The 24,696-nt window shown below is 39.4% G+C and carries 17 protein-coding genes and 1 tRNA gene; 11 read left to right on the forward strand and 7 right to left on the reverse strand.

Annotated features, from left to right (window positions below):
• The first annotated feature begins 100 nt into the window (after positions 1–100).
• From GWI68_RS08200 to GWI68_RS08250, 11 genes are all read left to right on the forward strand, one after another.
• Complete coding sequence (locus GWI68_RS08200; RefSeq protein WP_166539964.1) at positions 101–1,738, forward strand: AMP-binding protein; 1,638 nt, start codon at positions 101–103, stop codon at positions 1,736–1,738.
• Between the two features lie 66 nt (positions 1,739–1,804).
• Entirely contained in the window at positions 1,805–3,040 is a 1,236-nt protein-coding gene (locus GWI68_RS08205) for a CoA transferase (protein ID WP_109400052.1), read from the forward strand.
• Positions 3,041–3,076: 36 nt separating this feature from the next.
• A complete protein-coding gene (locus GWI68_RS08210) occupies positions 3,077–3,904 on the forward strand; it encodes an acyl-CoA dehydratase activase (protein ID WP_109408356.1) in 828 nt (275 codons plus the stop codon).
• Positions 3,901–5,142, forward strand: a complete 1,242-nt coding sequence (locus GWI68_RS08215) for a 2-hydroxyacyl-CoA dehydratase family protein (RefSeq protein ID WP_166539965.1) — start codon at positions 3,901–3,903, stop codon at positions 5,140–5,142. The genes GWI68_RS08210 and GWI68_RS08215 overlap by 4 nt, the downstream gene beginning before the upstream one ends.
• On the forward strand, positions 5,142–6,275 hold the full coding sequence (locus tag GWI68_RS08220; protein WP_166539966.1) for a 2-hydroxyacyl-CoA dehydratase family protein: 1,134 nt from the start codon (positions 5,142–5,144) through the stop codon (positions 6,273–6,275). The genes GWI68_RS08215 and GWI68_RS08220 overlap by 1 nt, the downstream gene beginning before the upstream one ends.
• Before the next feature lie 80 nt (positions 6,276–6,355).
• On the forward strand, positions 6,356–7,675 hold the full coding sequence (locus GWI68_RS08225) for a GntP family permease (RefSeq protein WP_072069069.1): 1,320 nt from the start codon (positions 6,356–6,358) through the stop codon (positions 7,673–7,675).
• Between the two features lie 95 nt (positions 7,676–7,770).
• Positions 7,771–8,910, forward strand: a complete 1,140-nt coding sequence (locus GWI68_RS08230) for an acyl-CoA dehydrogenase family protein (protein WP_166539967.1) — start codon at positions 7,771–7,773, stop codon at positions 8,908–8,910.
• Between the two features lie 54 nt (positions 8,911–8,964).
• A complete protein-coding gene (gene fixA / locus GWI68_RS08235; protein WP_109408353.1) occupies positions 8,965–9,741 on the forward strand; it encodes a putative electron transfer flavoprotein FixA in 777 nt (258 codons plus the stop codon).
• A gap of 11 nt (positions 9,742–9,752) precedes the next feature.
• On the forward strand, positions 9,753–10,694 hold the full coding sequence (locus tag GWI68_RS08240; protein WP_166539968.1) for an FAD-binding protein: 942 nt from the start codon (positions 9,753–9,755) through the stop codon (positions 10,692–10,694).
• Positions 10,695–10,757: 63 nt separating this feature from the next.
• Entirely contained in the window at positions 10,758–12,044 is a 1,287-nt protein-coding gene (locus tag GWI68_RS08245) for an FAD-dependent oxidoreductase (RefSeq protein WP_166539969.1), read from the forward strand.
• Entirely contained in the window at positions 12,041–12,325 is a 285-nt protein-coding gene (locus GWI68_RS08250; protein ID WP_060556296.1) for a ferredoxin, read from the forward strand. The genes GWI68_RS08245 and GWI68_RS08250 overlap by 4 nt, the downstream gene beginning before the upstream one ends.
• A 141-nt stretch (positions 12,326–12,466) precedes the next feature.
• Here the strand turns inward: GWI68_RS08250 and GWI68_RS08255 are convergent, their stop codons facing one another.
• The 7 genes from GWI68_RS08255 to GWI68_RS08285 form a co-directional block, all read right to left on the reverse strand.
• Positions 12,467–13,432, reverse strand: coding sequence for a helix-turn-helix domain-containing protein (locus GWI68_RS08255; RefSeq protein WP_166539970.1), 966 nt, complete (start codon positions 13,430–13,432; stop codon positions 12,467–12,469).
• A 649-nt stretch (positions 13,433–14,081) separates the two neighbouring features.
• Positions 14,082–19,016, reverse strand: coding sequence for a DNA repair ATPase (locus tag GWI68_RS08260; RefSeq protein ID WP_166539971.1), 4,935 nt, complete (start codon positions 19,014–19,016; stop codon positions 14,082–14,084).
• Between the two features lie 86 nt (positions 19,017–19,102).
• A complete protein-coding gene (locus GWI68_RS08265; RefSeq protein ID WP_166539972.1) occupies positions 19,103–21,298 on the reverse strand; it encodes a flotillin family protein in 2,196 nt (731 codons plus the stop codon).
• Positions 21,299–21,385: 87 nt separating this feature from the next.
• Positions 21,386–22,015, reverse strand: coding sequence for an OB-fold-containig protein (locus GWI68_RS08270; protein WP_166539973.1), 630 nt, complete (start codon positions 22,013–22,015; stop codon positions 21,386–21,388).
• A 304-nt stretch (positions 22,016–22,319) separates the two neighbouring features.
• Positions 22,320–22,967, reverse strand: coding sequence for a type II CAAX endopeptidase family protein (locus tag GWI68_RS08275; RefSeq protein ID WP_166539974.1), 648 nt, complete (start codon positions 22,965–22,967; stop codon positions 22,320–22,322).
• A 605-nt stretch (positions 22,968–23,572) separates the two neighbouring features.
• Positions 23,573–23,648 (reverse strand) — tRNA-Phe (locus tag GWI68_RS08280).
• Between the two features lie 296 nt (positions 23,649–23,944).
• The gene (locus tag GWI68_RS08285; protein ID WP_166539975.1) at positions 23,945–24,517 is read right to left on the reverse strand and encodes a transcriptional regulator; all 573 of its coding nucleotides are present in this window, start codon (positions 24,515–24,517) and stop codon (positions 23,945–23,947) included.
• Positions 24,518–24,696 lie beyond the last annotated feature (179 nt).

Below are 24,696 nucleotides of genomic sequence, written 5' to 3' on the forward strand. Positions count from 1 at the left end.
AAAACAGTTCGTTATTTACCAAGAATGAATAATTCCCCCTACCCAGAATAAGGTCATTACAGACGCAAACACCAGCAAAAAAGCGGTTGAGTAGGTATTTATGACCTTATTAGAAATGACAGTTAAAGAATGTCTAAACAATATTGTAAAGCAATATGCTTCACAAACAGCCTTGATTGAAAACCAAAGTAAAAAGACACTTTCTTGGCAACAATTACAACAAGAAGTAGAAAGTGTTGCGCGTGGTTTTTTAGCGATTGGTTTAAAAAAAGGTGATCGTTTAGGTATTTGGTCTGCTAATAGTAAAGAGTGGATAATTTGTTTTCTTGCGGCTGCTCAAATAGGTGTTCCTGTTGTTTGTATTAACTTTCATTTTAAAAAAAGAGAGTTATTAGATTTATGTCGATTAACCGGTATTAAAGCATTATGTTTTTCTGATGGGTTTAAAAGTAATGACTTTATTGAAGTGATTAATTGCCTTGCTAAAAAAGTAACTGAAAATAAGGATGTATTACCTCAGTTATTTATTAGTATGGGAAATAAATCGGCAGAAAAAAGTGTCTCATTATCTCAATTAAAAGCAATTAGCCAAAAAGTATCAGATAAAGAATATCAACATGCTATTTCACAAGTTAGTGTAAAAGATTTACTGACTATTCAAATGACCTCAGGCAGTACAGCTATGCCTAAAGGTGTCATGTTAAGCCAATATAATGTGATTAATAATGCCATGCTGTCAGCACAGCGATTAGGCGTAACGCATAACGATGTCATTTGTCTTGCTGTTCCTTTATTCCACTGTTTTGGGCTCTCTTCTTGTCTCTTTTTTGCGTTAACAACTGGATGCCAATTAGTTCTTCTTGATAACTATTGTGCAGAAGATGTTTTGAAAGTCGTCCAAGACTATCGTTGCACCGTTATGCATGGCGTACCAACGATTTTTAGCCGTTTAATGAAGCACGAGCAGTTTTCTCACTACGATTTATCTAGCCTTGATAAAGGCATTATTGCCGGGGCAAGTTTTCCTCCTGTGTTAATTGATGACATTGAAAATACGTTAGGAATGAAAGGGATCACCGTCTCTTATGGACAAACAGAAGCCTCGCCTTGTTGTACTCAAACATTACCAAACGATACTTTACCCATAAAACGCAGTTCTATCGGTAAACCATTACCTTTTGTTGAAATGCAAATCATTAGTCCGAAAACGGGTAAACCTGTGCCAGTGGGCGTTTTGGGTGAAATTTGTACTCGTGGTTTTCATGTGATGATGGGTTATGACAATGCCCCTGATAAAACCAAGGAAGCTCTAGACGAGGAAGGTTGGTTACATACAGGGGATATTGGTTATGTCGATGAACAAGGAAATTATCACTACGCCTATCGCATGAAAGAGATTGTCGTTCGTGGTGGTGAAAATATCAGCCTTTGTGAAATAGAAGAGGCTATTGCGGAATATCCCGGTGTTGACGCAACGAAAGCGTTCGGCATTCCTTCTGTCGATTTAGGTGAGGAAGTCATTGCCACTATTTGTGTGCAAAAAGATTGCACCCTAAATGAAAGCGAATTACGTGTATTTCTACAAGAGCGACTAGCTCGCTACAAAATTCCCAAAGAACTCCATTTCTTTACGCAGTTTCCTCATACCCCTTGCGGAAAAATTGATGTGCAAGCCCTGAAATTGCAATTGGGTTATGGCGTTTCAATCAAGGATGAAGAAACCAAAGTAGCGGGTTAAGTGACAACGGATTTATCCACATTCTGACAACAGCAGTATGAAGTCTAAAAATAATTAGGAGAAAAAATGACAAGTCGTAAAGCACTGGAAGGCGTCACTGTAGTTGAGTTGGCGACCTTTATTGCCGTACCCGCAGCGGGCCGTATTTTAGCTGATATGGGGGCGAACGTAATCAAAATTGAATCCCCAAGTGGTGATAACTTACGTTATACCGCACCGACTGAAGGCCGTCCGTTAGATCAACATGAAAACACCAGTTTTGATTTAGAAAATGCCAATAAACGTGGCATCGTGTTAAATACGAAAACAGAAGCAGGTAAAAAAATTCTGTTTGAACTGCTAGAAAAAGCCGACATTTTCTTAACTAACTGGCGTCCTGGTGCAAGAGAACGTGCAGGGTTGGATTATGAAACGTTAAAACAACGTTTTCCAAAATTAGTTTACGCCAGCGTGACCGGCTATGGTGATGAAGGCCCAGATAAAGATCTACCTGGATTTGACTACACGGCATTCTTTGCTCGTGGTGGCATTTTAGGTTCGCTGTACCAAAAAGGCACAGTACCGATGAATGTGATCCCTGGCCTTGGTGATCACCAATGTGCATTAGGTTTAGTGTCTGGTGTGTTAGCTGCTTATATTCGCGCTAAAAATATTGGGCAAGGTGAGTATGTTTCAACTAACTTACTGCATACCTCAATTTATACCCAAGCAATCATGATCCAAGCGGCACAATACCCAGATTATGGTCAGCCGTATCCAATCGATCGTCGTAATACTACTAGCCCATTTATTCTGGCTTATAAAACAAAAGATGACCGTTTTATTCAAGTCTGTATGCCTGTTTATGACGCCTACTATCCAACCTTTATTTCTTGTATTGGTCGTCCAGATTTAGCGGAAGACGCTCGTTATACACGTCTACAAGAAGTAGCGAAAAATAATCGCTCCCCTGAATTATATGATCTGATTTGGCAACAAGTTGAGCAAAAAACAGCATCAGAATGGGCAGATATTTTCACCAAAAACGATATCCCATTCAGTATTGCGCAAACATGGGAAGAAGTGTTGGAAGACAAACAGGCTTGGGCAATCAACACCTTCTACAACATGAAGTACAAAAATGGCAGTGAAAAAGCCTTAGTTCGCCCACCTATTGATTTCTTAGAGAGTGGTTTACCTGAATATCGTCGTGGTCCTTTGTTAGGTGAAGACACACCGTCTGTATTAGCTGAATTAGGGTATAGCGCAGAAGAAATTGCCAGCCTTGAAGCCAATAAAGACGTGATGACGTGGAAAGAATAATCCACTTATTTTTTTAATTTTCAGGAGAGCAAAGGCATGCAACAAGACATTTTCACAATGGGCGTTGATATCGGATCGTCTGCATCAAAATGCATCATCATGAAAAATGGTGACGCTATTGTCGCTAAATCACTGGCATCTGTGGGTGCAGGAACTTCTGGGCCTGAAAAAGCGATCGCTGAAGTATTAAGCCAGTTTGGTGGCGATCTCAGTCAGATCAGTTGGATCTGTGCAACCGGTTATGGCCGTAATTCTCTGAAAGAAGCCAATAAAGAAGTGAGCGAATTGAGCTGTCACGCCAAAGGCGCGCACTTTCTTTTTCCGGGCGTAAAAACAGTGATTGATATCGGCGGTCAAGACGTTAAAGCACTTCATATGGATGGTGCAGGCCGTTTATTAAACTTTGTGATGAATGACAAATGCGCCGCCGGTACAGGACGCTTTTTAGATGTAATGTCGAGAGTATTAGAAACCAAGATTTCTGACCTCGCTCAAGAGGGCGCTAAGTCCACTAAGAAAGTCACGATTAGCTCAACCTGTACCGTGTTCTCTGAATCAGAAGTGATTTCTCATCTCGCGAATAACGAAACAATACCCGACGTTATTAATGGCATTCACCGTTCTGTGGCTAGCCGTATTGCTGGTCTTGCAAAACGAGTGGGGGTTGAAGCCCCTGTCGTGATGACAGGCGGTGTTGCCAGTAATTTTGAAGTTGTTCGTTATGTTAGCGAAGAGTTGAACGCCTCTATCGCCACTTCACCTTTATCACAATACAACGGGGCGATAGGTGCCGCCATTTATGCCTTTGAAGCGTACCGCCATCAACTGGAAGACGATGCGTTAACAATAGGAACATCAAAATGAGCAATGTAGATATGAATGCGCCGGATTATATTCCTGCGAAAAAACGACTGCAAAAAATCGCTGCTGATGCTTATCAGCGTGCGTGGGATGCTAAAAATAGCGGTGAAAAAATAGGCTGGTGTGCCTCTAACTTCCCACAAGAAATTGCTGAAACATTAGGTTTATGCGTGGTTTATCCTGAAAACCAAGCCGCAGCCATTGCGGCAAAAGGTGCAGGTTTAAAAATGTGTGAGCATGCAGAAAGCATGGGATATTCCAATGATATCTGTGCTTATGCTCGAATCAGCCTCTCTTACATGGATATTAAGCAGTGTGAAGAGATGGATATGCCTCAGCCTGATTTCTTGCTGTGCTGTAACAATATCTGTAACTGCATGATCAAGTGGTATGAAAATATCGCATACGAATTGAATATCCCGATGATCCTTATCGATATTCCTTATAAAAATGATTATGACACTGATGATGTGACAGTGAAGTATGTTCAAGCACAATTTGATGATGCGATTAAACAACTTGAAAAAGTCACTGGCAAAGTCTTCTCCGAAGAGAAGTTTAAAGAAGTTTGTGAGATCTCACAACGTACAGGGCGTGCATGGTTAAAAGCGGCAGAATATTGCCAATTTGAGCCGTCTCCAATGAATGGTTTTGATCTGTTTAATCACATGGCGGTTGCTGTTTGTGCTCGCGGTAAATTAGAAGCTGCACTGGCTTTTGAGCAACTGTGTGAGGAGATGGAACAAAATATCAAAGAGAAAAAATCGACTTACCGCGGTGAAGAAAAATACCGTGTTCTCTTTGAAGGTATTGCCTGCTGGCCTTATTTGCGTGCCACATCTACCCCGTTAAAAGAGCAAGGTATTAACGTTACCGCTACTGTTTACGCCACTGCATTTGGTGTGATTTATCAAAACAGTGACGAGATGATGCGTGCTTACTCTTATGTTCCTAACTGTGTCTCTGTTGAGCGTGCTGCTGATATGCGTATTGACGTTAGTCGTCAGAATAAAGTGGATGGCGCGATTATTCACGTTAACCGCAGTTGTAAGCTCTGGAGTGGCATTATGCCCGAAATTGAGCGCCGGATTCGCCATGAACTTAAGATCCCAACAGTGACTTTTGATGGCGACCAAGCTGATCCTCGTGTTTTCTCTGAAGCGCAGTATGTCACCCGTGTTGAAGCATTAACAGAAATTATGGCTGCGAATAAAGCAGATATGAAAAAGGGAGACATCTAATGAAAGCATTAACGGATAGATTTGATGAGCTGCAAGCCGTGGTGGATAACCCCGTTGCGCAATTAGAGGGTTTTATTCGTAGTGGCAAAAAGGTGATTGGTTGTTTTCCTGAATATACTCCGAATGAAATTGTCTATGCAGCAGGCATGGTGCCTTTTGGCATTTGGGGCGCGGAAGGACGTGAGATCTCAGAAGCGAAGAAATATTTTCCTCCTTTCTATTGTGCGCTAGTGCTTTCTTCTCTTGAGATGGGATTGGATGGTGCGCTGAATAAACTGTCAGCAGCCATAATTCCTTCTTTGTGTGACACCTTAAAATGCTTAGGGCAAAACTGGAAAGCCGGTGTGCCACAAGTGCCTTTTATCCAACTGGTGCATCCACAAAATCGTAAAACCCCAGCGGGTATTGCTTTCTTAACCGAACAATACAAAAAAATCGCACTGCAATTAGGGGAAATTTCAGGTCAGCCTGTGACAGATGATGCACTAAAAAGTGCAATCCATTTGTTTAATCAGCGACGCGCCGCGTTACGCGAATTTTCAGAGATGGCCGCGCTTCATCCAAACTTAATCACACCACAACGTCGTAATACTGTGATCAAAAGTGGTTACTTTATGGATGTCGTTGAACATACAAAAGCCGTTGAAGCCATTGTTGCACAATGCAAAACCTTATCTCCAGAACCTTGGAAAGGGCACAAAGTTGTTGTGACAGGCATTATTGCGGATAGCCCTTCTATTCTACAAATTTTGGCTGATAACAAGATAGCGATTGTGGCAGATGAAGTGGCACATGAGTCTCGTCAGTTCCGTCAAGATATCCCAGAAAATAACGCACCTTATGAAGCAATGGCAGAGCAAATCGCCCAGCTTGAAGGGTGTTCACTTTTATATGATCCAGAGAAAAAACGTGGCCGTTTAATTGCCGATATGGTGAAAAACACAGGCGCTGATGGTGTTGTCTATTTGCTAACAAAATTCTGTGATCCAGAAGAGTTCGATGCCCCGATAGTGAAGAAATTCCTCGATAGAGAAGGCATTCCTTCCATCATTATCGAAATCGATCAGCAAACTAAAACGTATGAACAAGCTAGAACGGCACTGCAAACTTTTGCTGATGTGCTTTCTGCTTAACAACATTAATCAATAGTCACAAAAGACCTGTGTGGATAGCACAGGTCAATTGAACCCTAACACATATAAGTGGGGCAATCATGGGTATTATTTGTTTAATCATTGGGCTAGCGATATTAATGATCATGTGTATGAAAGGCATACATATCTTCATTTCTGTCTTTACCACCAGCCTATTTCTTGCTGTGACTGCATGGCTTGTATCACCAGATATGCTTAATCCTGTCGATGCACTGTTACAAGTGTATACCGGTGGATTAGGTGGCTATTTTGGTAGCTTCTTCTTCATTTTCGTACTTGGTGCGATTTTTGGCAAATTAACCGCTATCAGTGGCGCTGCTGATAGTGTTGCCTCTTTTATTATTGGTAAATTTGGTGAAAGAGCCGTTATTCCTTCATTAGTTGCGGCTTGTGCCATTTTAGCCTACGGCGGTGTTTCAGTGTTTGTTGCACTGTTTACCGTTTATTCGATGATGGTGAGTTTATTCCGCAAAGCGAATCTTCCTCGCAGACTTATTCCTGCTGTCTATTTTGCTGGTGCAGGTACGTTTGTGATGATAATGCCTGGATCACCACAAATCCAAAACCTTATCCCAATGAAGTTCTTAGGTACGTCAGCTACGGCCGGTTTAGTACCGGGTATGTTGACAGCATTATTCCAAGTCACCTTAGTGATTATTTATCTCACTTGGTTATTTAAGCGTGTAAAAGCGAAAGGTGAAGGCTGGGTTGAAGACGAAAAAACAGCAAAAGCCGAAGAAGGTAAAAAAGATCGTCAATTACCTAATGTGCTCGTTGCATTACTCCCTATGCTTATTTTGCTGGTCGTGCTGAATATCCTGAAATGGGACCCAGCTATCGCACTATTCTGCGCCATTATCGCCGCCTTGATTGTGTATTTACGCTATCTCGATTGGAAAAAGCTCGTACCTAATTTAGCCGCAGGAACAATGGAAGGGGTGACCTCCCTCTTTAATACGGCGGTTATTGTTGGGTTTGGGGCATTAGTGATGACCTTACCTGCGTTCAAAGAATCATTCCAAGCGATTGCTCAATCGGGTCTTAATCCACTTGTTGTTACTGCAATTTCAGTCGGTGCCTTGGTGTTTATCAGTGGTTCTGGCTCTGGTGCGCTAAGTATTGCTATGCCAATGATTGCCGCAATGTTCCCTGCAACTGTGGTTGATCAAGGCTCCTTACACCGTGTGGCAACAATGGCATCAATGAGTACAACTCCACCATTTAACGGATTGATTATTACTGTCTTTAGCGTTTGTGGTGTCAGCCATAAAGAGGGCTATGGCCCTGTAGGAACGTTAACTCTCGCTATTCCACTGTTAGCCATGATGTTTATGTTGCTGCTGTACACCTTCTTACCTGCATCCATAGCGACGATGTAGAAATAACGTTAACCCATTAATGCGTGCGATAAGACGACAAACGTGAAATCGCACGCCATAGAGATAACCCTATATATTCACAGAGGAAAATAAACATGGATTTTCAGCTAACAGAAGAACAAGTCCTGATCCGCGATATGGTCAGAGAGTTTGTTGAAAATGATATTAAGCCTATTGCTGGCGAAATTGATAAAGAACACCGTTTTCCAAGTGAAAGCATTGCACCTATGGCTGAATTAGGACTCTTTGGTTTCAATATTGATGAAAATTATGGTGGAACAGAAGCGGATGCAATTAGCTATGTATTAGCAACAGAAGAAATGGCAAAAGTCAGCGCTGCACACGCGATGATCATGGGATCACAGTGTTCATTAACTGGCCCTGTTATTCAAAAATATGCTGATGAAGAAACCAAAGCACGTATTTTACCGGGAGTGGTTTCAGGTGAACAAATTGGTTGCTTCTGTTTATCCGAACCAAGTGCGGGTTGTGATGCTGCTGCTCAACAAACAACCGCTGTTCGTCAAGGTGATAATTATGTGATCAATGGCTCTAAATTGTGGATCACTGCAGCACCTCAAGGTGCATTCTTTATCGTATTTGCCATGACTGATAAAAGTGCGGGTGTTAAAGGGATCACCGCATTCTTAGTTGAGCGTGATAACCCAGGGATCAGCATTGGTTTACCAGAAGAAAAAATGGGTATGAATGGCTCTGAAACTTGTTCTGTCAGTTTTAGTGACTGTGTTGTACCTGTTAGTGCACGTTTAGGCGCGGAAGGTAAAGGCTTTAGCATTGCCATGGAAACCTTAGATGGTGGCCGTTTAAGCTGTTCAGCTATTGCGTTAGGTATCGCACAAAGTGCATTAGATGCCACGATTGATTACACCAAAGAGCGTATTCAATTTGGAAAACCTATTGCAGCTAACCAAGGTGTGCAATGGATGCTAGTGGATATGGCTACCCGCGTAGATTGTGCTCGTATGTTGGTGTATCGCGCAGCTGCGGCAAAAATTGCTGGGCTTCCTTATACCCGCGAATCAGCGCAAGCCAAATTATACGCTTCTGAAACAGCAACCTATGTCACTCAAAAAGCTGTTCAACTCCACGGTGGTATGGGCTACACCAAATCTTATCCTGTTGAACGCCTAATGCGTGAAGCAAAACTCACTGAAATTTTTGAAGGCACAAGCGAAGTGCAACGCATGGTGATCGCTAAACATATTTTAGCGTAATGACATTGGGATTTTATTAATTTGCTCCCTTGAGCAAAACGGAGAATGTGAATTATGAAACTTATTGCCTGCTGTAAGGTTGTTCATGACGAACAAGACATCACAACGCGGCCTGATCGTACACTCGCAACTGATAATGCGGGTTTAAAAATTAGTTTATATGATTTAAATGCAATTGAAACCGCTGTAGAAATTGCCTCTGCTCTGGGTGATAGTACCGTAACTGCGCTTAGTGTAGGCACTAGTGCAATGGTAGAAAACGCGAAAATTAAAAAAGATATTTTATCGCGTGGCCCTGATGCATTAACACTTGTTGCTGATGATGCGTGCAATGCTCTTTATTCAACAGATACCGCCAATATTATTGCGCAAGCAGCACAAAAGGTGGGTTTTGATTTATTAGTTTTCGGTGAAGGATCTGGTGACTTATACGCTCAACAAACAGGTTTAGCAGTAGGTGAATACTTAGGCTTACCTTGTGTTAATGCCGTTAACAAAATCACCGTTGATGGTGACAAAATCATTGTTGAGCGTGATTTAGAAAATATCACTGAAGAGCTAGAGCTGACATTACCTGCCGTTGTCTGCGTGACATCAAGCATTAACACTCCCAAATTACCGTCAATGAAAGCCATTTTAGCTGCGAATAAAAAACCTGTTGAGAAACTTGGTTTAGGTGATATTGGTGTTGATATTTCAGCACTGACTGTCGTGCAAACACAAGTGTGCGCACCAGAACAGACTGATCGCCTTGGCATTATTTTAGAAGGTGATTCAGATGAAAATATTGCCACATTTGCTGAGCATTTACGCCAAGCGGTTAATCAATAAGGAGATTAAAAATGGCTAGTTTACTACCTACTACCTTTGTTTATGCCGAGAAAGCGGATGATTTAGCAAAGCTGATAGCGTTTGCTCGTGGTCTTGGTGAAAAAGTGAATGTGTTATTTATCGGTGATGACGAAAGCACGCGTGAATGTGTCAGCCTTGGTGCTGATTGTGTCTATTGCTTTGCGCCACAAGAAGGTGTGATTGCTGAAGATTATGCGGCCTCTTTTGCTGAAATTATTAAAGAAGCAGGTGCTAATGCATTGGTTTTATTAGCATCATCAAAACGAGCAAAAGCCATTGCGGCCCGCCTAGGTGTTACGTTAAAAGCGGGTGTTGTCAGTGATGCATTAAGTCTGACTGTTGAAAACAATACCGTGATCGCAACACACCAAGTTTATGGTGGTTTAGCACATGCTAAAGCAGAAATTCGCTCACCTTATGCTATTGCTACTGTTGGTGGTGCATTAGATGTGGAAGTTATTACAGATGCTCCCAATGCATCAGTGGTACAAGGCACCTTTGTCGCCCCTGCGCATACATTAAAAGTGTTAACACGTAAGCCAAAACAAGGTAGTAGCGTTGATTTAGGTAAAGCGCATTGTGTTGTTGGTGTTGGACGTGGCTTTGGTAAGGCAGATGATATTGCGTTAGCGTCAGCATTAGCAAAAGCCCTTCAAGGTGAAGTGGGTTGCTCACGTCCAATTGCTGAAGGTGAAGGCTGGATGGAACACGATCGCTACATTGGTGTTTCAGGCGTGACCTTAGGTGCTGATGTTTATGTTGCTGTCGGTATTTCAGGGCAAATTCAACATATGGTCGGTGTAGATAGAGCAAAAATTATTGTTGGTATCAACAAAGATAAAAATGCGCCTATCTTTAATATGGTGGATTACGGGATTGTCGGCGACCTCTACAAAGTGTTACCTGCATTAACAGCAAAACTTGGCGGCTAATCCCCGTCGGTCGCTTAGTGAAAGTGTGCTAAGCGACCACACATAATAAAAGGATAGAAAAGTATGTCAGACGATATTTTTGACGCCATTATTGTGGGTGGTGGACTTGCTGGTGGTACTGCTGCCTATGTTTTAGCGCAAGCAGGATGTGATGTTTTAGTGGTTGAGCGAGGTAATTTCGCTGGCAGTAAAAATATGACGGGTGGGCGTTTATACGCACATAGTCTTGAAAAAATCATTCCTAACTTTGCTGAAGAAGCCCCAGTTGAGCGCCTTGTGACGCGTGAAAAGATCTCCATGTTAACGCCGACAGATGGCGTGACGTTAGATTATCAGCATACACAGCAAGAAGAGGAAGCGGCGCGCTCTTATACTGTATTGCGTTCTTCATTTGATCAGTGGTTAATGGAAAAAGCGGAAGATGTTGGCGCACAAGTGATCACGGGCGTTCGTGTCGATGAAGTATTAGTAAAAGAGGGCAAAGTATGCGGCGTTAAAGCGGGTGATGATGAAATTGAAGCCCATGTTGTGATTTTAGCTGATGGTGTTAATTCATTATTAGCGAAGCAATTAGGTATGACGCAAAAAGTAAATCCTCATACTGTTGCCGTTGGTGTTAAAGAGTTACTTGAATTTACTCCTCAACAAATGGAAGACCGATTTGGTTGCACCAATGATGAAGGGTTAGCTTGGCTTTTTGCGGGCGCACCATCAGGGGGATACTTAGGTGGTGGTTTTTTATATACCAATAAAAATACCGTTTCTTTAGGCCTAGTTTTAGGGCTACATAACGTCGATAAGTTCGAAAAAACGGTTCCTCAATTATTAGAAGATTTTAAACAACATCCTGTTGTTGCACCGCTTATCAAAGACGGAAAATTATTAGAATATTCAGCCCATATGGTGCCAGAAGGTGGCATGAATATGGTGTCTGAATTAGTGAGAGATGGTGTATTAGTGGCGGGTGATGCAGCTGGTTTTTGCCTCAATGTGGGTTATACCGTAAGAGGGATGGATCTGGCGATTGCTTCAGGTGAAGCGGCCGCAAAAGCGGTATTAATGGCGAAAGAACAAGGTAGTTATAGCCAAAAAGAATTAAGTTGTTATCAATCTTTATTAAATGACAGCTTTGTGATGAAAGATATGAAGCTATATAAAGATCTGCCTGCTTTCCTTGATAACACCAGATTTTTTACGGATTACCCACAAATGGCGGCCAATGTCATGCATGATTTATTCGTGATTAATGGCCCAGAAAAACCAGTACGTAAGAAAATACTGTCTCAAGTGAAGAAAGTTGGTGTGATGAACTTAATTAAAGATGGCTTTAAAGGAGTACGTTCTTTATGAGTCAAGTAAACGTAGACGTTAAATTAGGCGTCAATAAATTTAATGTGGATGAAGAAAATCCGCATATTGTCTTAAAGGATGATATCGATCCTGCGCAATTTGAAATCTTAATGAAAGCTTGTCCCGCAGGGCTATATAAAAAAGATGAGAAAGGGCAATATCTTTTTGATTATGCGGGGTGTTTAGAGTGTGGTACTTGCCGTGTGTTATGTGGTGAGACGATTTTAAAGAAATGGGAATATCCGTGTGGCACACTAGGCATTGAATTTCGTTACGGCTAATGAAATAGATCTTTTTCCCCTCTAGTGTAACCTCCAAAATTTAAACTAGAGGGGGATAAGTATTCTGGGTACATATTGATTCATATACGAACCATAATGCTTGTAATGATACTTATATAACCCATAATTTTGTTTTATAACTTATCTCAACGAGTGTATTTTTCGATACTCTGAAGGTGTCATAAAAAATTCAGATTTAAATTTTCGGCTTAAATTAGAAATATCACTAAACCCACATTCATAAGCCAGTTGTGTAATATTTTTCTCTGCTAAAAGCGGGTTAACTAACGCTGTTTTATAATTCTCAAGACGCTTTTGGTAGATCCAACGAAGTACAGATGTATTTTGTTCTTTAAATAGCATCTGTAAATAGCGGACTGAGATCCCACACGCATTAGCACATTCATTAACACTTAAATCGGGATCGGAAAGATGTTGCTCAAGATAGTGCTGAGCAAAATAAAACAGTGTTGATCTTCCTAAGCTTTGCGGTGGTGTCGCAATACTAAATTCGCTAAAGGCTGAAGTAATTAAATTCAATAAAATATCAGCAAGTTGTTGTGCATGTTGTGGTGGCATTGAATCCAAAAATGGAATATAACGCATCACAAAACTATAAACGAGAGAGCCGGTAATGCTATTACCGCGTATTGCTCTTGCTGTAAGATTTTGGGTATTACCTAAACGTGATGCTAGTTTCTCCCTTGGGATAAGGATCTTAAATAACGAGTAGTCGTTATCAAAAGACCAGGATACGGGTCTTGCCATATCAAAAATACAAAAGTCGCCTTGTCGCAGAAATGCCGTTCTTCCATCTTGAGTTAGATGGCTGGTTCCTGAACGCTGTATCTCAATTTGAAAATGTTCTTCTAAGCTCAGTTTATGGCTCAAAGGACGGCTACTTGCCCAGTGTCCATTAGACTCTAACTGAATAAAGCGCATATTTGTCACCTGCTGCTCGACAATATTGGCATAAAATCGAGAATGAGGAGGCAATTCGACTTCATTGCATTCATAAGACGATAAAAAGCGGTCTTTTATTGTATCCCTGAATACGGAAAACCGATCTACGTCAGGGAGTTCCCGAGTCGTAAACATGCTTTTCATAGTACGCCCACTTTTATTGAAAGTATTTTTGTTGTGTTGCCATCAATCTAGTATAAAAAACAACTTAAACTAGACGGAAATAGAATAATATTTTTTATAACTTTAAACTTAAAATAGTACATTTAAATAATTATTAGCGAAGATAGTTATTATCTTTTTTGTTAATAAATTGAAGGTAATATATTTAAAAATTTTTAATTTTTTAAATTAAAGCCATATAAATAATATAATTAATTTATAGCATTTTTGATGCTATCATTTCTATGCTATTAATCCTAAGTTAATTTCCTATCTTTAGAGAGAGATCTCATAAATGGATTAAGAGTGATTATTATTAATGTCTTATTTATTTCATTCTTTTCAGAGTGTGAGTTAATATGGATTTTATGTACATAATAGAATTGGTTGTTAAATAATTTTGTTTTTTTATTGTTAATCATATAATTATTAATTATATAAAATTAAATTAATTTTTTATAAATTTAAGTATTAACAGTAAATATATTTAATCTTAATGACGTTCACGTTTTCACTTGTTTTGAAAAAATCAATATTGTGAGCGTGAAATAGGTTTCTCGATTTATAAACATTATTTATGTAGTATTTAGCCCACTAAAATTAGTGGGCTGAAAATGAATATTTTCTATCTTTAACGTAGACCTTGCACACTTTCCACTAAATTGGCTAACTGTGATACTACGCGGTCGCCAATATCGGCATTATCACCACCCAATGCTTTATTGCGCATAAAGTCTTTCTTGATTTGTTGCCAACGAATAGCGTCTTTTTCAGTTAGTTTTCCACGTAATTCAGCGAGTTTTAATAAATTTTCTTCGGCTCCAGTTGTCAGCAATTGTGCTTCGCCAAGATAATGATCGTCGAGTAAGCGTTCAATCTCTTCATCATTCATTACCGCAGAGACTTTTTCACTTAATTTATTCATATTGCGGTAGCTGCCTTGCAAACGGAATGCTGGCTCTGTGCGATATTTATCTGATTGTGCCGCACTGGCGATATATTGCTGATTTACTTTTAAAATGACATTGCGTAGCGTAATTAAGTGTTTAAGCACCATTACAATTTCATTAATTTCAGCATCAGAATAAGGATAACTTAATGTATTGGTAGAGACAGATTTCCCCATCGCCTTATCAACTAAAATATAGAGATCGTTAAGATCACGTAGTGCAAGCGGTGCCAATACCGCATTCGACGTTAAGCTATTTTCGATATAACTCAGGGCAAAAGCATCGTCCATACCACCTAATACTTCACCTAAGTTATAAATATCAGCTCGGTTAGCCAACATATCAGGAATACGGAAGACTTCACCTGATTCGGTGTAAGGGTTACCTGCCATGACGACACAGAATTTTTTACCCCGCATATCATAGGTTTTGGTTTTTCCTTTCCATACCCCTTCAATACGTCTTGTTCCATCACAGAGCGAAATGAACTTTTGTAAGAATTCAGGGTGAGTATGCTGAATATCATCCACATACAGCATAACGTTATTACCCATTTCTAATGCTAAGTTGAGTTTTTCAAGCTCTTGTCTCGCTGTTGCGTTGGGCGCTTGTTCGGGATCGAGTGATAGCACGTTATGTCCTAATGCAGGGCCATTGATCTTCATAAAAATAAGACCTAAACGTGCGGCTGCATATTCCATTAATGTGGTTTTGCCATAACCCGGAGGGGAGATCATTAATAATAATCCCATTAAGTCGGTGCGTTTACCTTCGCCTAACGCACCAATTTGTTTTGCCATATTGTCGCCAATAATCGGTAAATAGACATCGTTAATCAGCTTATTACGGACAAAAGAGCTTAATGGTTTGGCTTTAAATTCATGCAGTTTTAAGCGTTCACGTTCATCGCTGACTATTTTTTGACGCAGTGTGAGATACTGTCGGAATGCAGGAATAAAGTTCTTTCTTTGCCCGCGCATTCGGCTGAAATAGTCATCTAAACTGAGTGATAATGCTTGGTTTTCAATGGTGGAGTGAGAGCCTAATAAACCCGTTACAGTGAAGTATAAATCAGCTTCACTATAACGAGCTGATGCGACTTTATCTAATATAATGATAGCGATAGCACCCGGAATATAAGGTGAGAGTTCGGCATAATCAGGCAGAGAGCATAACCCTTGTAGCCAATTTTGGATCAGCGCCCAACGCTGTGCGTATCGCGTACCTAAATTCTGTTGTGAACGATTAAAGTCTATCCACATATGGGCTTCTTCTAATCGACTTTGTAATGCAATCACTAACTCTTTAGCATATTTGCTATAAACTAATTCAATAGGTGTTCTCGCCAACGCAAAACTTAAATATTCAGAGGCCTGCATCGGTACATAGTGTTCGCACTCAATCGGATTATCATGAAGGAAGAGGCGTATATCTGCTTCGATTTCTGCTTGCAGATCGGTTAACGCATCGTCAGTATGGAATAATTGCTGAATATTCAGTGCGGTTCTTGCGCGTTCAGGCCATAAAGCGGGATATTGCTCATTTTGTTTTGTTTCCCAAAAGAGCGCAGCTATTGCGCGTGCCGTTGGGTTGTAGCGTAGAAGATCAGCACTTTCGCCAATAGGGATCAGCTTTTTCAATATGGCGATCGCATCGTGATCGTGGATCCCTTTTTCATAGCCTTCTTTATAACGTGGGGTTGCAAAATCACGCACGAGTTTTTCCAGCTTTTCTGGAAGAGTGAGTGCTTCTTTTAGCGTTTCGTAATCAAGACCATCTTGACGTTTTGCCGCTGCATAAATAATGGAATAAGCAAGGTACTCTGCACGATAAACAGTGTCCGATTCAGATTCAAGTGAGGCATTCCAATAAGGCTGTAATTGAGCAAGTTCTGTATTTTCAATCGGTTCTTGGTAATCCGTTCCTGTCAGATATAACCAAAGCTTATCTTCTTTAGGTAAGATAGTGAGATCAAGTTCTTGCGTATTAACGCTAAAGCGATGGCGAGGCCCTAATTTAATAACATTGCCACCGTCTTCAAAAATATCAGTTTTATCCCGCAGAATACGAATAGCCTGGTCGCGAGAGGATTTTAAGCGTGCATCAATATCATCAGCTTTGACGTTATCATTGATTTCTCTTAATTTTTCAATGATCTCTCGTGTTTTTAGTGATAAAGGATCTGATGCGAAAAAGGCATTTAACTCATCTTGTGACTGTAATCGAGATGTTCGACGTTGCAGATTTTCCAGTAAGCGATTGGCTGCGGTTAATAGGCTTTGTGAGCGACGTTGGCGATCATCAAGCAACACTTGTTTGTGTGACTCAAAAGTTTCTACTAACTCTTCACGTTTAGCCATAATATCATCAAGAAATTCATCATGATGGCTAAATTGACTTTCTAGCTCTTCTAATTGAACTAAAAGACGCGAAAGCTGATCGTCACAACGTTCAGGATCGGTTGCAAGGGATAAAGCATTGGTGATCCCTTGGCTAAATAAGCGAAATTGAGCACCAAATTGTGCCACGCTTTCGACGCTACTTTGTGATTTGCGTTTTTGTTGTAGTCGAGCGCGAGATTGATTGAGCTGAGCATAGATTTGTGAGATTGCATCAATAATATGCGTTTGTTGGGTAACGTCTTGGAACGTTAAAGATGCCATTAAGTTAGAAAGCATATCCAAATCAGCAGACATTTTTTCCATGTCATTCATTGGTGCATCTAGTTGTGCGCTGTTCTGGGCTTTTTCAATGAGGTTTTCAAAGGTAACAAGTTGAGCTTTGAATGGTTGTAATGCTTTATCACTGGCAAGGAAAAGTGCGGTTGCTTGTGAAACACGCTGTTGTGTTTCGGTAATTTCTGTTTCCATGGCGCTAAGCTTGGTTAAGTCCATATAACGGAATTCACGCAATGAAATCAGATGCCCTCGATGGGCATTTAATAAATTCAAGCTATCAACAAATTGTTGAATATCAGTCCAACTATCGGGGAGTGTTAAGGCCAGTAGTGATTTTTGGCGATTAACCGCTTCAAGCATTGATTTCGCAGATTGTTGACGAATACTTTCCACTTTTTCATATTCATCAAGTACTAATTCACTGGTTTGAGCGATATCTTTTAATAATTTACCAATTCCTAAACAGTGTTCATCATTAAACCAATAATAGAGATCTAATAAGTTTTTAGGTTGTAAGCTGAGTTGCTCATAACGAGCAATAGAGATTTGATCACCTTCAATTTCTTTTGAAACATGCAAAATTTCAGAAATACCTCGTACTAAATCAGCATTACCAATACGGCCATAAAAACCATTACGAGGCGGTTGTTTATCGGCAAATTCTTCAGAATAGAAGGGAGTTTGCCAAACTTGCATTGGATGAACACGCGTGGCTTCTTCGCCTTCACCTTCAAACAGCACCATTTTCCCATCTTCAAGCATCGCATAGCCATGACCAACTAACGGCACAGCAAGTTTACGCTCAATCATATTGTAATTGAAAAGCGCAAGGCGACCTTGTGAAGGAGAGTAGAAAACATATAACACATCTTCGCCATTAGGCGAACGGCGTAGACGGCGGAAATACATTCCTTCCATTGGTTGATCAAAGGTTTTATATTCGCCATTTTGCAGGTAATAGCCACCCGGGAAAATAATGCCGTGATCTTCAGGTAATTGAACACAAGCTTGTCCAATTGCATCAATGCGTTGTACAGTTTGCGTCAAAATGTTGTAGACCAAATAACGCCAGTTTTCTTCGCGATACGGTAAGATTTTTAACAGAATTAAACTGCCTGTTTGAGCATATTCAATTTGTGCATCATCGAGAGATTGGTTTTTATCTAAGACGGCTTCACGATAAATCCCTAAACCATCTTCGGTGTTATTTTCACATTTAACGGTTAGATCACCACCAGTCGTTTCGACAAAAACGGTATCAAGAATATTGATATGGGGAAAACGGCCATTAACCGTATCTTCACGTTGGGTTTTTGTCCATTCGAAATCGTAAGCAGGAGGGAGGGCAATATCGCGTTCACCACGATTATCAATATAGTCGATACGCTTTTTATCACTTGAGATAGCCCAGCGGAAAACACGCACATCAGTAATTCGCGCACCAATTTGAAAACTGGCAAGCAGTTTCCCATCACGCTCAACAAGTTGTAGTAGTTGCGTATTTTTGTAATAAGTATAAAGCTCAGTAAAATCCTGAATAAAACGATTATCGTTTAAAAAAGTCTCTTCATAAGGGACTGCCTCAACGTCAAACTCTCCCTCGCTTTCAGTTAAACGATAAAGTGAAAAGACATCTTCAAGATGAATTTCACGTTTTAATCCAAGGAAAACGTTATAACCAAACAGTAGCCATTCACCAACACGAACAATATCTCTGGCTTGGCAGTTATTTTCAGTACGAATACGGATACGGCCAATAATATCCATTTGGCTTTGACCAAATTCATCTAAGCGATGTTGATTTAACTCAGTGGCTTTTTGATGAAGTTGTTGGCCTTGCTCAGTGAGGCGTTTGCGTAAGATTTCATACGCGCCACCTTGTGCAACGGCGCTATCGAGTATTTCCTGCTCGCGATTCGTATCCAGAATTTCAGACATGGTATAACGGATTTCCTTGGCTTAAACGATAAAAACAAGATAAAAGACATAGAGATGTCTCTATGCCTTTCGCCTCCTAAATAGCATTATTCTTCTTTAGAGGAGTCTGATTTAGTTGTCACATCTTTAATCAGCTGACTGGCACCTTTTGTTGCCATAAATCCATTAATTAAATCTTGAACTTCAGGATTTTTTAATAAAGAAGCGATATCGAGCTTTTTATCTTGTTGAGTACGGTTAATCAGTTTTTCAACGTTCTCTTTGGCAAAACTGCTTTTATCCATAAAACCATCTACCGCTTTACCTAAGCTTAATGCTTTAGAGAAGGTGTTAAAGAAGCTGCCATCACCGCCTACAATTTCAATATTGGTTTTGCTCAGTGCAGCGGCCAATACATCGGCTTGTTCGCGTGCAATTTCTTTGTTGGCTTCGATAGACGCCATAGCCTGTTCAAATTGTTTTTCAAGTTGCATACGGAACTCTTCATGTGAACGAGCCGTATCGCTAAGGTGATCCATAGATTTGAATTTATCTGTTAAACCATCGGCTTCTGCTTTCAAGCGTTGGCGAATAACTTCAGCTTGTGCTGATCCTAATTGGCCTTCACCACGCGCTTGTGCTGCGAGTTTCTCTTCAAGAATTTTCGCATCAGCAAGACCTAATTTCTCTTTTGCATTGGCTTGTTGTTCTTCACCACGCGCTTGTGCAGTAAGTTTTTCTTCTAAAATCTTGGCTTCAGCAAGACCTTGTTGTTGCTGGGCTTGTGCTTTTGCCTCCATCACTTGCGCTTCCGTTAAGCCTTTTTCTTTCATGCCTCGTGCTTCAGCTAATAGTTTTTCAGCAGTGATGTTTGCCAGTACAAGACCTTCTTTCTCTTCAGCCTCGGCTGTGGCTTGACGCACTCGTGCTTCGGCAAGACCTAATGCAGCATGCTCTGCTTCAATACCTTCTGCTAAGCGTTTCTTGGCTTCTGCTTGTTTAACAGAGGCTTCGAGTTCTGCTTTTGCCATCGTACTGATTTCTTCCGCTTTATGCTTTGCACTGGCTTCATCTGCTTCTGCTTTTTTCACTTGGCGCACTAATGATTCTTCTGCTTCAGCTTGTGCATTAATGATTGTGACTTGTTTCATACGATCCGCTTCAGATATTTCACGGACTTCTTTAATGCGCTCTTCTTCTTGTGCTACCGTTTTTTCTACAACCACGCGTTCGCGGATAACATTTGAGATGTTTTTACGTTCTTCTTCTAACGCTTTTTCTTTCTCAATCCGTTGCAACTCAACTTCGCGTTCGCGAGCAACAATTTCTAATTCACGAGCACGATTAACTCGCTCTTGTTCAATGGTGACTGCACGAGTACGATTTTGTTGTGCAACTTCCACTTCACGCATGCGGTTTTCTTCACGAATTTCAATTTCTTGCTGCGTTTGAATACGGGCTTGTTCTGCTTTTAAGCGCTCTTCTTCTTGTACACGCAAGGTTTCAGATGTTTCACGAGCACGAATATTATCGATTTCACGTTTTTGGCGTGCTTCTGCATCGGCTTGTTGGCGTTCTAAGGCCAGACTTGCTTCTCGGGTTTCCACGTTTTTCTTTTGAATAGCAAGTTCTTGGTCGCGCTCTTTTTGGTTGGTTTCAATATTATGAATGGCGGTAATTTCCGTGATTTTACGGATACCTTCAGAGTCAAAAATATTATTAGGATCAAGTGCTGATTTCGGGGTTTGTTCTAAATAGTCGATAGCAACGTCTTCTAATGCATAACCATTAAGATCTTTACCGATGACATCAACAATGCGATCACGGAAATTTTGTCTATCTTCAAAAAGTTTAGACAGTTCAAACTGTTTACCTACTGTTTTTAATGCTTCTGAGAATTTAGCACTAAATAGGGTACTGACTGCTTGGTGATCTGATGCTCTATCAACACCAATGGCTTTTGCGACTTTTAATACGTCTTCAGTGGTTTCATTTACACGTAAATAAAATGCAACGGTAATATCAGCACGTAAGTTATCTTGGCAAATCAAACCATCTTTACCACGACGATCAACCTCTAACGTTAAAAGAGAAATACGCATAAACTCTTTTTTGTAGATAACAGGATAAACTAAAGCACCTGTAAAATGGACTTTAGGTTGTGAGCTCATGTCGTTGACAATTAAGGCTGTACCCTGTGGCACTTTAATATAAAAAGCTTTAAATAATCCAAATAACCCTAAAATAATTAGAATTGCGAAGCCAACAATAGTTAAGAAAGGCATAACGAAAGCCAAATCCATACTTTTTTCTCCATAGGTTCAGACGATGCCGTCATTTTTTAATCGTATTTGTCTGTTAACTTAATTGCATTTCATCGAATGCGAATATCAGCGATGAAATTCATCTTCCGTTACGACTTGATAACTGTGAGTAGACGCGTCATAGCTAATAATAATAACGTTGTCTCCTCGTTTAATATTTTCTTGTTCTGGTGCTCTAACTTGTAAAATTAAACCTGCACCTCCATCCTCTAAAACGGCTTCACCTTTGTTTTCCGCTACATTCGCTGATCGTACTATGGCTAATTTACCTATTAATTGGTGTACTGATTTAGGCTTATTACGCGACATGAGTTTTTTGCGAATAGGTTTTAAACATACCGCAGTAAGATTAAGAGAAATAAAAGAGATAATGATTAAAGCAACAAAGCCAGCTAAATAATGAATAAAATTGGTTTCAATAGCGCTGATAATCCAATAGTTAGTAAAGTAACTGATAAACCAGGCAATAAGGGTAAAAAAGGTTACAATAATCGTAACTGGGATACCGGCTAATCCTAATTTTGTTAACCAACCTGCGAAACCTGTTGCATCAACATCCAATTCACTATCAATATTAAATAAATCAATATCTAATAATCCAAAAGCAGCACAAAGCCAATAAAAAGAGATAATAATAAGTAATGCACTAAAAATAATGCTAGGAAAAGCTAGGCTATTTTGGAAAAACAAATTCATAAAGAGTTCTCTTAATTTAAGAAGAAGGTAATATCCTTGTCATATTAATATCTCTTATCATACTTTAATACGCTGAAAAAGCATGTAGTTATAATCACATTCTATATTTATTTTTTCATTTTATTTTTTATGGAAGTTAATATAACTTATTTAGATAATGATGAATAATATTCGGTATTATTGCGTATAAAATCAGATCATTCTCTAAAGTAATAATAAAAATATTTTTATCTATTACATATCATTTCTTATTAACTGAATAAGTGTTTTGTTATAAAAAATAGAAATTTATTAAATAAAAACTCTATAACATTAAAAAAATGACACTAATAGTGTTGTGCATTCCATGCAGTACTATCGGTGCGATTAATGAACGAGTTCCTATTCTGATTTGGCAAAACACAACACCCACAACAAAAATAAGGATAAACGTAGTCATTGACTCATATTGAGTATGCATAGCGGCAAATAAAAGTGAAGAGATAATAATGGCAATCCATTTTCCGATATTGCCATACCACATACCCGCATTTAGTAGAAAACCTCTAAAAATGACTTCTTCAGTAATTGGAGCAATAAAAATAACTGAGAGTGCAAATAAGAAGAAGGCAAAACCTGTAATGGATTCAATTTCTGTAACCCATGAATCATCTTCAGAGCCTAAAAATAGACTAATAAAATATAATCCCACTAAGGCCAAAAAGGGGGCTTTTAGTGTACTCCATTGAAGGCGACCTAACGGCATTAATTTAATATGTTTTTGATAGGCAAACCAAATAATTAGACAGTAGGGGAGATAAATAAAAAAACTGATCAATGAGATGATATAAGGTGATTGAAATAGTGCAACAGGAGAGGGAGTCAGTAATAGACTAAAAGATGAGAAAAAATAACCTATAAAGGCAAGTACGCAAATAAAGGAGTGATAAATTCGGTCTTTGGGAAATTCCATTTTTGTTGATCCTTGAAGTTATACCGATGAGGTAGTTCTATTTTTATCATGTTCCAAATTATAAAGGCTTTGTAAGAAAAGAGTATGAAGGAATATTTGAATTATTAGGATATAAGAAAATACTTAGATGTTTGGTTTATGTAGGAGTTGCTCTATCGTTTTCAATTATGCTTTTAGTTATCGATGAGTCAGTCGTATTTCACTCTTTTAATGAGGTGATTAATAAACACTCAACGTGTTCGACCTATGATATTTAAGAGATAATAATGGTAGCTAATTATTTTCCTTTGTGTTTTTTATAAATACAAAGATTTATATCTTAATATTGGTGTGGAAGAGAAAAGAACGATAGCGATGGTAATTAAAAATGTCATTTTTTAACATTAAGCCTTCAATTCCATTTTTCATAATCTATCTTCCTGATCCTCATATGATACAAATATATCTGAACTAGCATATTACTAATAGTGTTGTATTTATTTTGATCTACTTTCTAATAGATAGGAATGAGGTAGGTAGAAAAGAGAAGCGATATTTAGTAAGAATAACAATTAGTTTAGTCTATGAAAGCAAAAAACCAGCCCTAAGGCTGGTTTTTCTAAAGATGGTGCCCGAACTCGGAATCGAACCAAGGACACGGGGATTTTCAATCCCCTGCTCTACCGACTGAGCTATTCGGGCTAACGAGGCGCATTAAACCGTATTCAGCGTGATGCGTCAACGTCTTTTTAATAAAAAATGCAAAAATAAGTTTGTTTGCTTTCTTTTTATTCTATTCGAGTTTAAATTTTCATCATAAGCAATTTTTTAGTAAAAAGTGCTTAAATAACAATCAGTAAAGATATTCACTTTTTTGCAGATCAAAGAGAAAACTTTCTCTTTTTTTGATGATTAAATTTGATTTTTACTACTCAGCAGAGAGAAATTGGGTACAAGCAAAAAAACAGATCATTTTTCTCGTTTTCCAACACTCAAAACTAACTTAATGCACCATTTTTACGGCATTGAGCAATCTTAAGAATATCCTCAGCCAATAATTTTGCTGTAATAATATCATCAGCATGATGATTCACCATTAAACGGCTTAAACAGCCTTCTAAGATGAGTTCCATCTGTTTAGCAACTAACTCGCTGTCTTCGATATCAAGCTCGCGTAGTAGCGTTCTAGAGTAATCAAATGAGCTTTGCTTTTGACGTTGGCTTAATTGGTGAATTTGAGAGTGCTCATCAGGGTATGCGCTACATGCTGCAACAAATAAACAACCAGGAAAACGGTTTTTCTCTAAACGTATGACCAGTTGATCATAACGGGCAAGTAACTTTTGTTCGATAGTCAGTTCTTCATCTAACATCACTTGGCGTTGCCAAATATCAATTTGCTGCCCATGATGGCGAAGACAATCAAAAATTAAGGCATCTCTATCAGGCCAAAATGGGTGAAGTTGAGATTCATTGATACCCGAATCTTGAAGAAGCTCTGGTAAAGTTGCGGCTAAGCCGTATTGCTCTAGCTTGATAAGTACGTGGTCTAATAATGCTTCACGTTGCACGGAAATCTCCTTAAATCACGTTGTCGCGAAAACATCATAATTAGCAGACTTTAACTAAAAATGAAAGCAAGAGGCGACAGGGTAAAATGAAAATACCCCATCTTGCGACGGGGTATTTTCTTGTTTTTTTATTTCTTGTAAGCGCTAGGCGCTTTTTTGCAATGTTTTAATTTTTTACT

The organism is Proteus sp. G2669 (genome assembly GCF_009915245.1).
Lineage (GTDB): Bacteria > Pseudomonadota > Gammaproteobacteria > Enterobacterales > Enterobacteriaceae > Proteus.

Excerpts from the sequence above, each read along its gene's own strand:
- GWI68_RS08240 (WP_166539968.1), top strand. The coding sequence starts at position 9,753 with ATGGCTAGTTTACTACCTACTACCTTTGTTTATGCCGAGAAAGCGGAT.
- GWI68_RS08275 (WP_166539974.1), bottom strand. The coding sequence starts at position 22,967 with ATGGAATTTCCCAAAGACCGAATTTATCACTCCTTTATTTGCGTACTT.
- GWI68_RS08270 (WP_166539973.1), bottom strand. The coding sequence starts at position 22,015 with ATGAATTTGTTTTTCCAAAATAGCCTAGCTTTTCCTAGCATTATTTTT.
- GWI68_RS08260 (WP_166539971.1), bottom strand. The coding sequence starts at position 19,016 with ATGTCTGAAATTCTGGATACGAATCGCGAGCAGGAAATACTCGATAGC.
- GWI68_RS08245 (WP_166539969.1), top strand. The coding sequence starts at position 10,758 with ATGTCAGACGATATTTTTGACGCCATTATTGTGGGTGGTGGACTTGCT.
- GWI68_RS08225 (WP_072069069.1), top strand. The coding sequence starts at position 6,356 with ATGGGTATTATTTGTTTAATCATTGGGCTAGCGATATTAATGATCATG.
- GWI68_RS08200 (WP_166539964.1), top strand. The coding sequence starts at position 101 with ATGACCTTATTAGAAATGACAGTTAAAGAATGTCTAAACAATATTGTA.
- GWI68_RS08265 (WP_166539972.1), bottom strand. The coding sequence starts at position 21,298 with ATGGATTTGGCTTTCGTTATGCCTTTCTTAACTATTGTTGGCTTCGCA.
- GWI68_RS08215 (WP_166539965.1), top strand. The coding sequence starts at position 3,901 with ATGAGCAATGTAGATATGAATGCGCCGGATTATATTCCTGCGAAAAAA.
- GWI68_RS08255 (WP_166539970.1), bottom strand. The coding sequence starts at position 13,432 with ATGAAAAGCATGTTTACGACTCGGGAACTCCCTGACGTAGATCGGTTT.
- GWI68_RS08220 (WP_166539966.1), top strand. The coding sequence starts at position 5,142 with ATGAAAGCATTAACGGATAGATTTGATGAGCTGCAAGCCGTGGTGGAT.
- GWI68_RS08250 (WP_060556296.1), top strand. The coding sequence starts at position 12,041 with ATGAGTCAAGTAAACGTAGACGTTAAATTAGGCGTCAATAAATTTAAT.
- fixA (WP_109408353.1), top strand. The coding sequence starts at position 8,965 with ATGAAACTTATTGCCTGCTGTAAGGTTGTTCATGACGAACAAGACATC.
- GWI68_RS08230 (WP_166539967.1), top strand. The coding sequence starts at position 7,771 with ATGGATTTTCAGCTAACAGAAGAACAAGTCCTGATCCGCGATATGGTC.
- GWI68_RS08205 (WP_109400052.1), top strand. The coding sequence starts at position 1,805 with ATGACAAGTCGTAAAGCACTGGAAGGCGTCACTGTAGTTGAGTTGGCG.
- GWI68_RS08210 (WP_109408356.1), top strand. The coding sequence starts at position 3,077 with ATGCAACAAGACATTTTCACAATGGGCGTTGATATCGGATCGTCTGCA.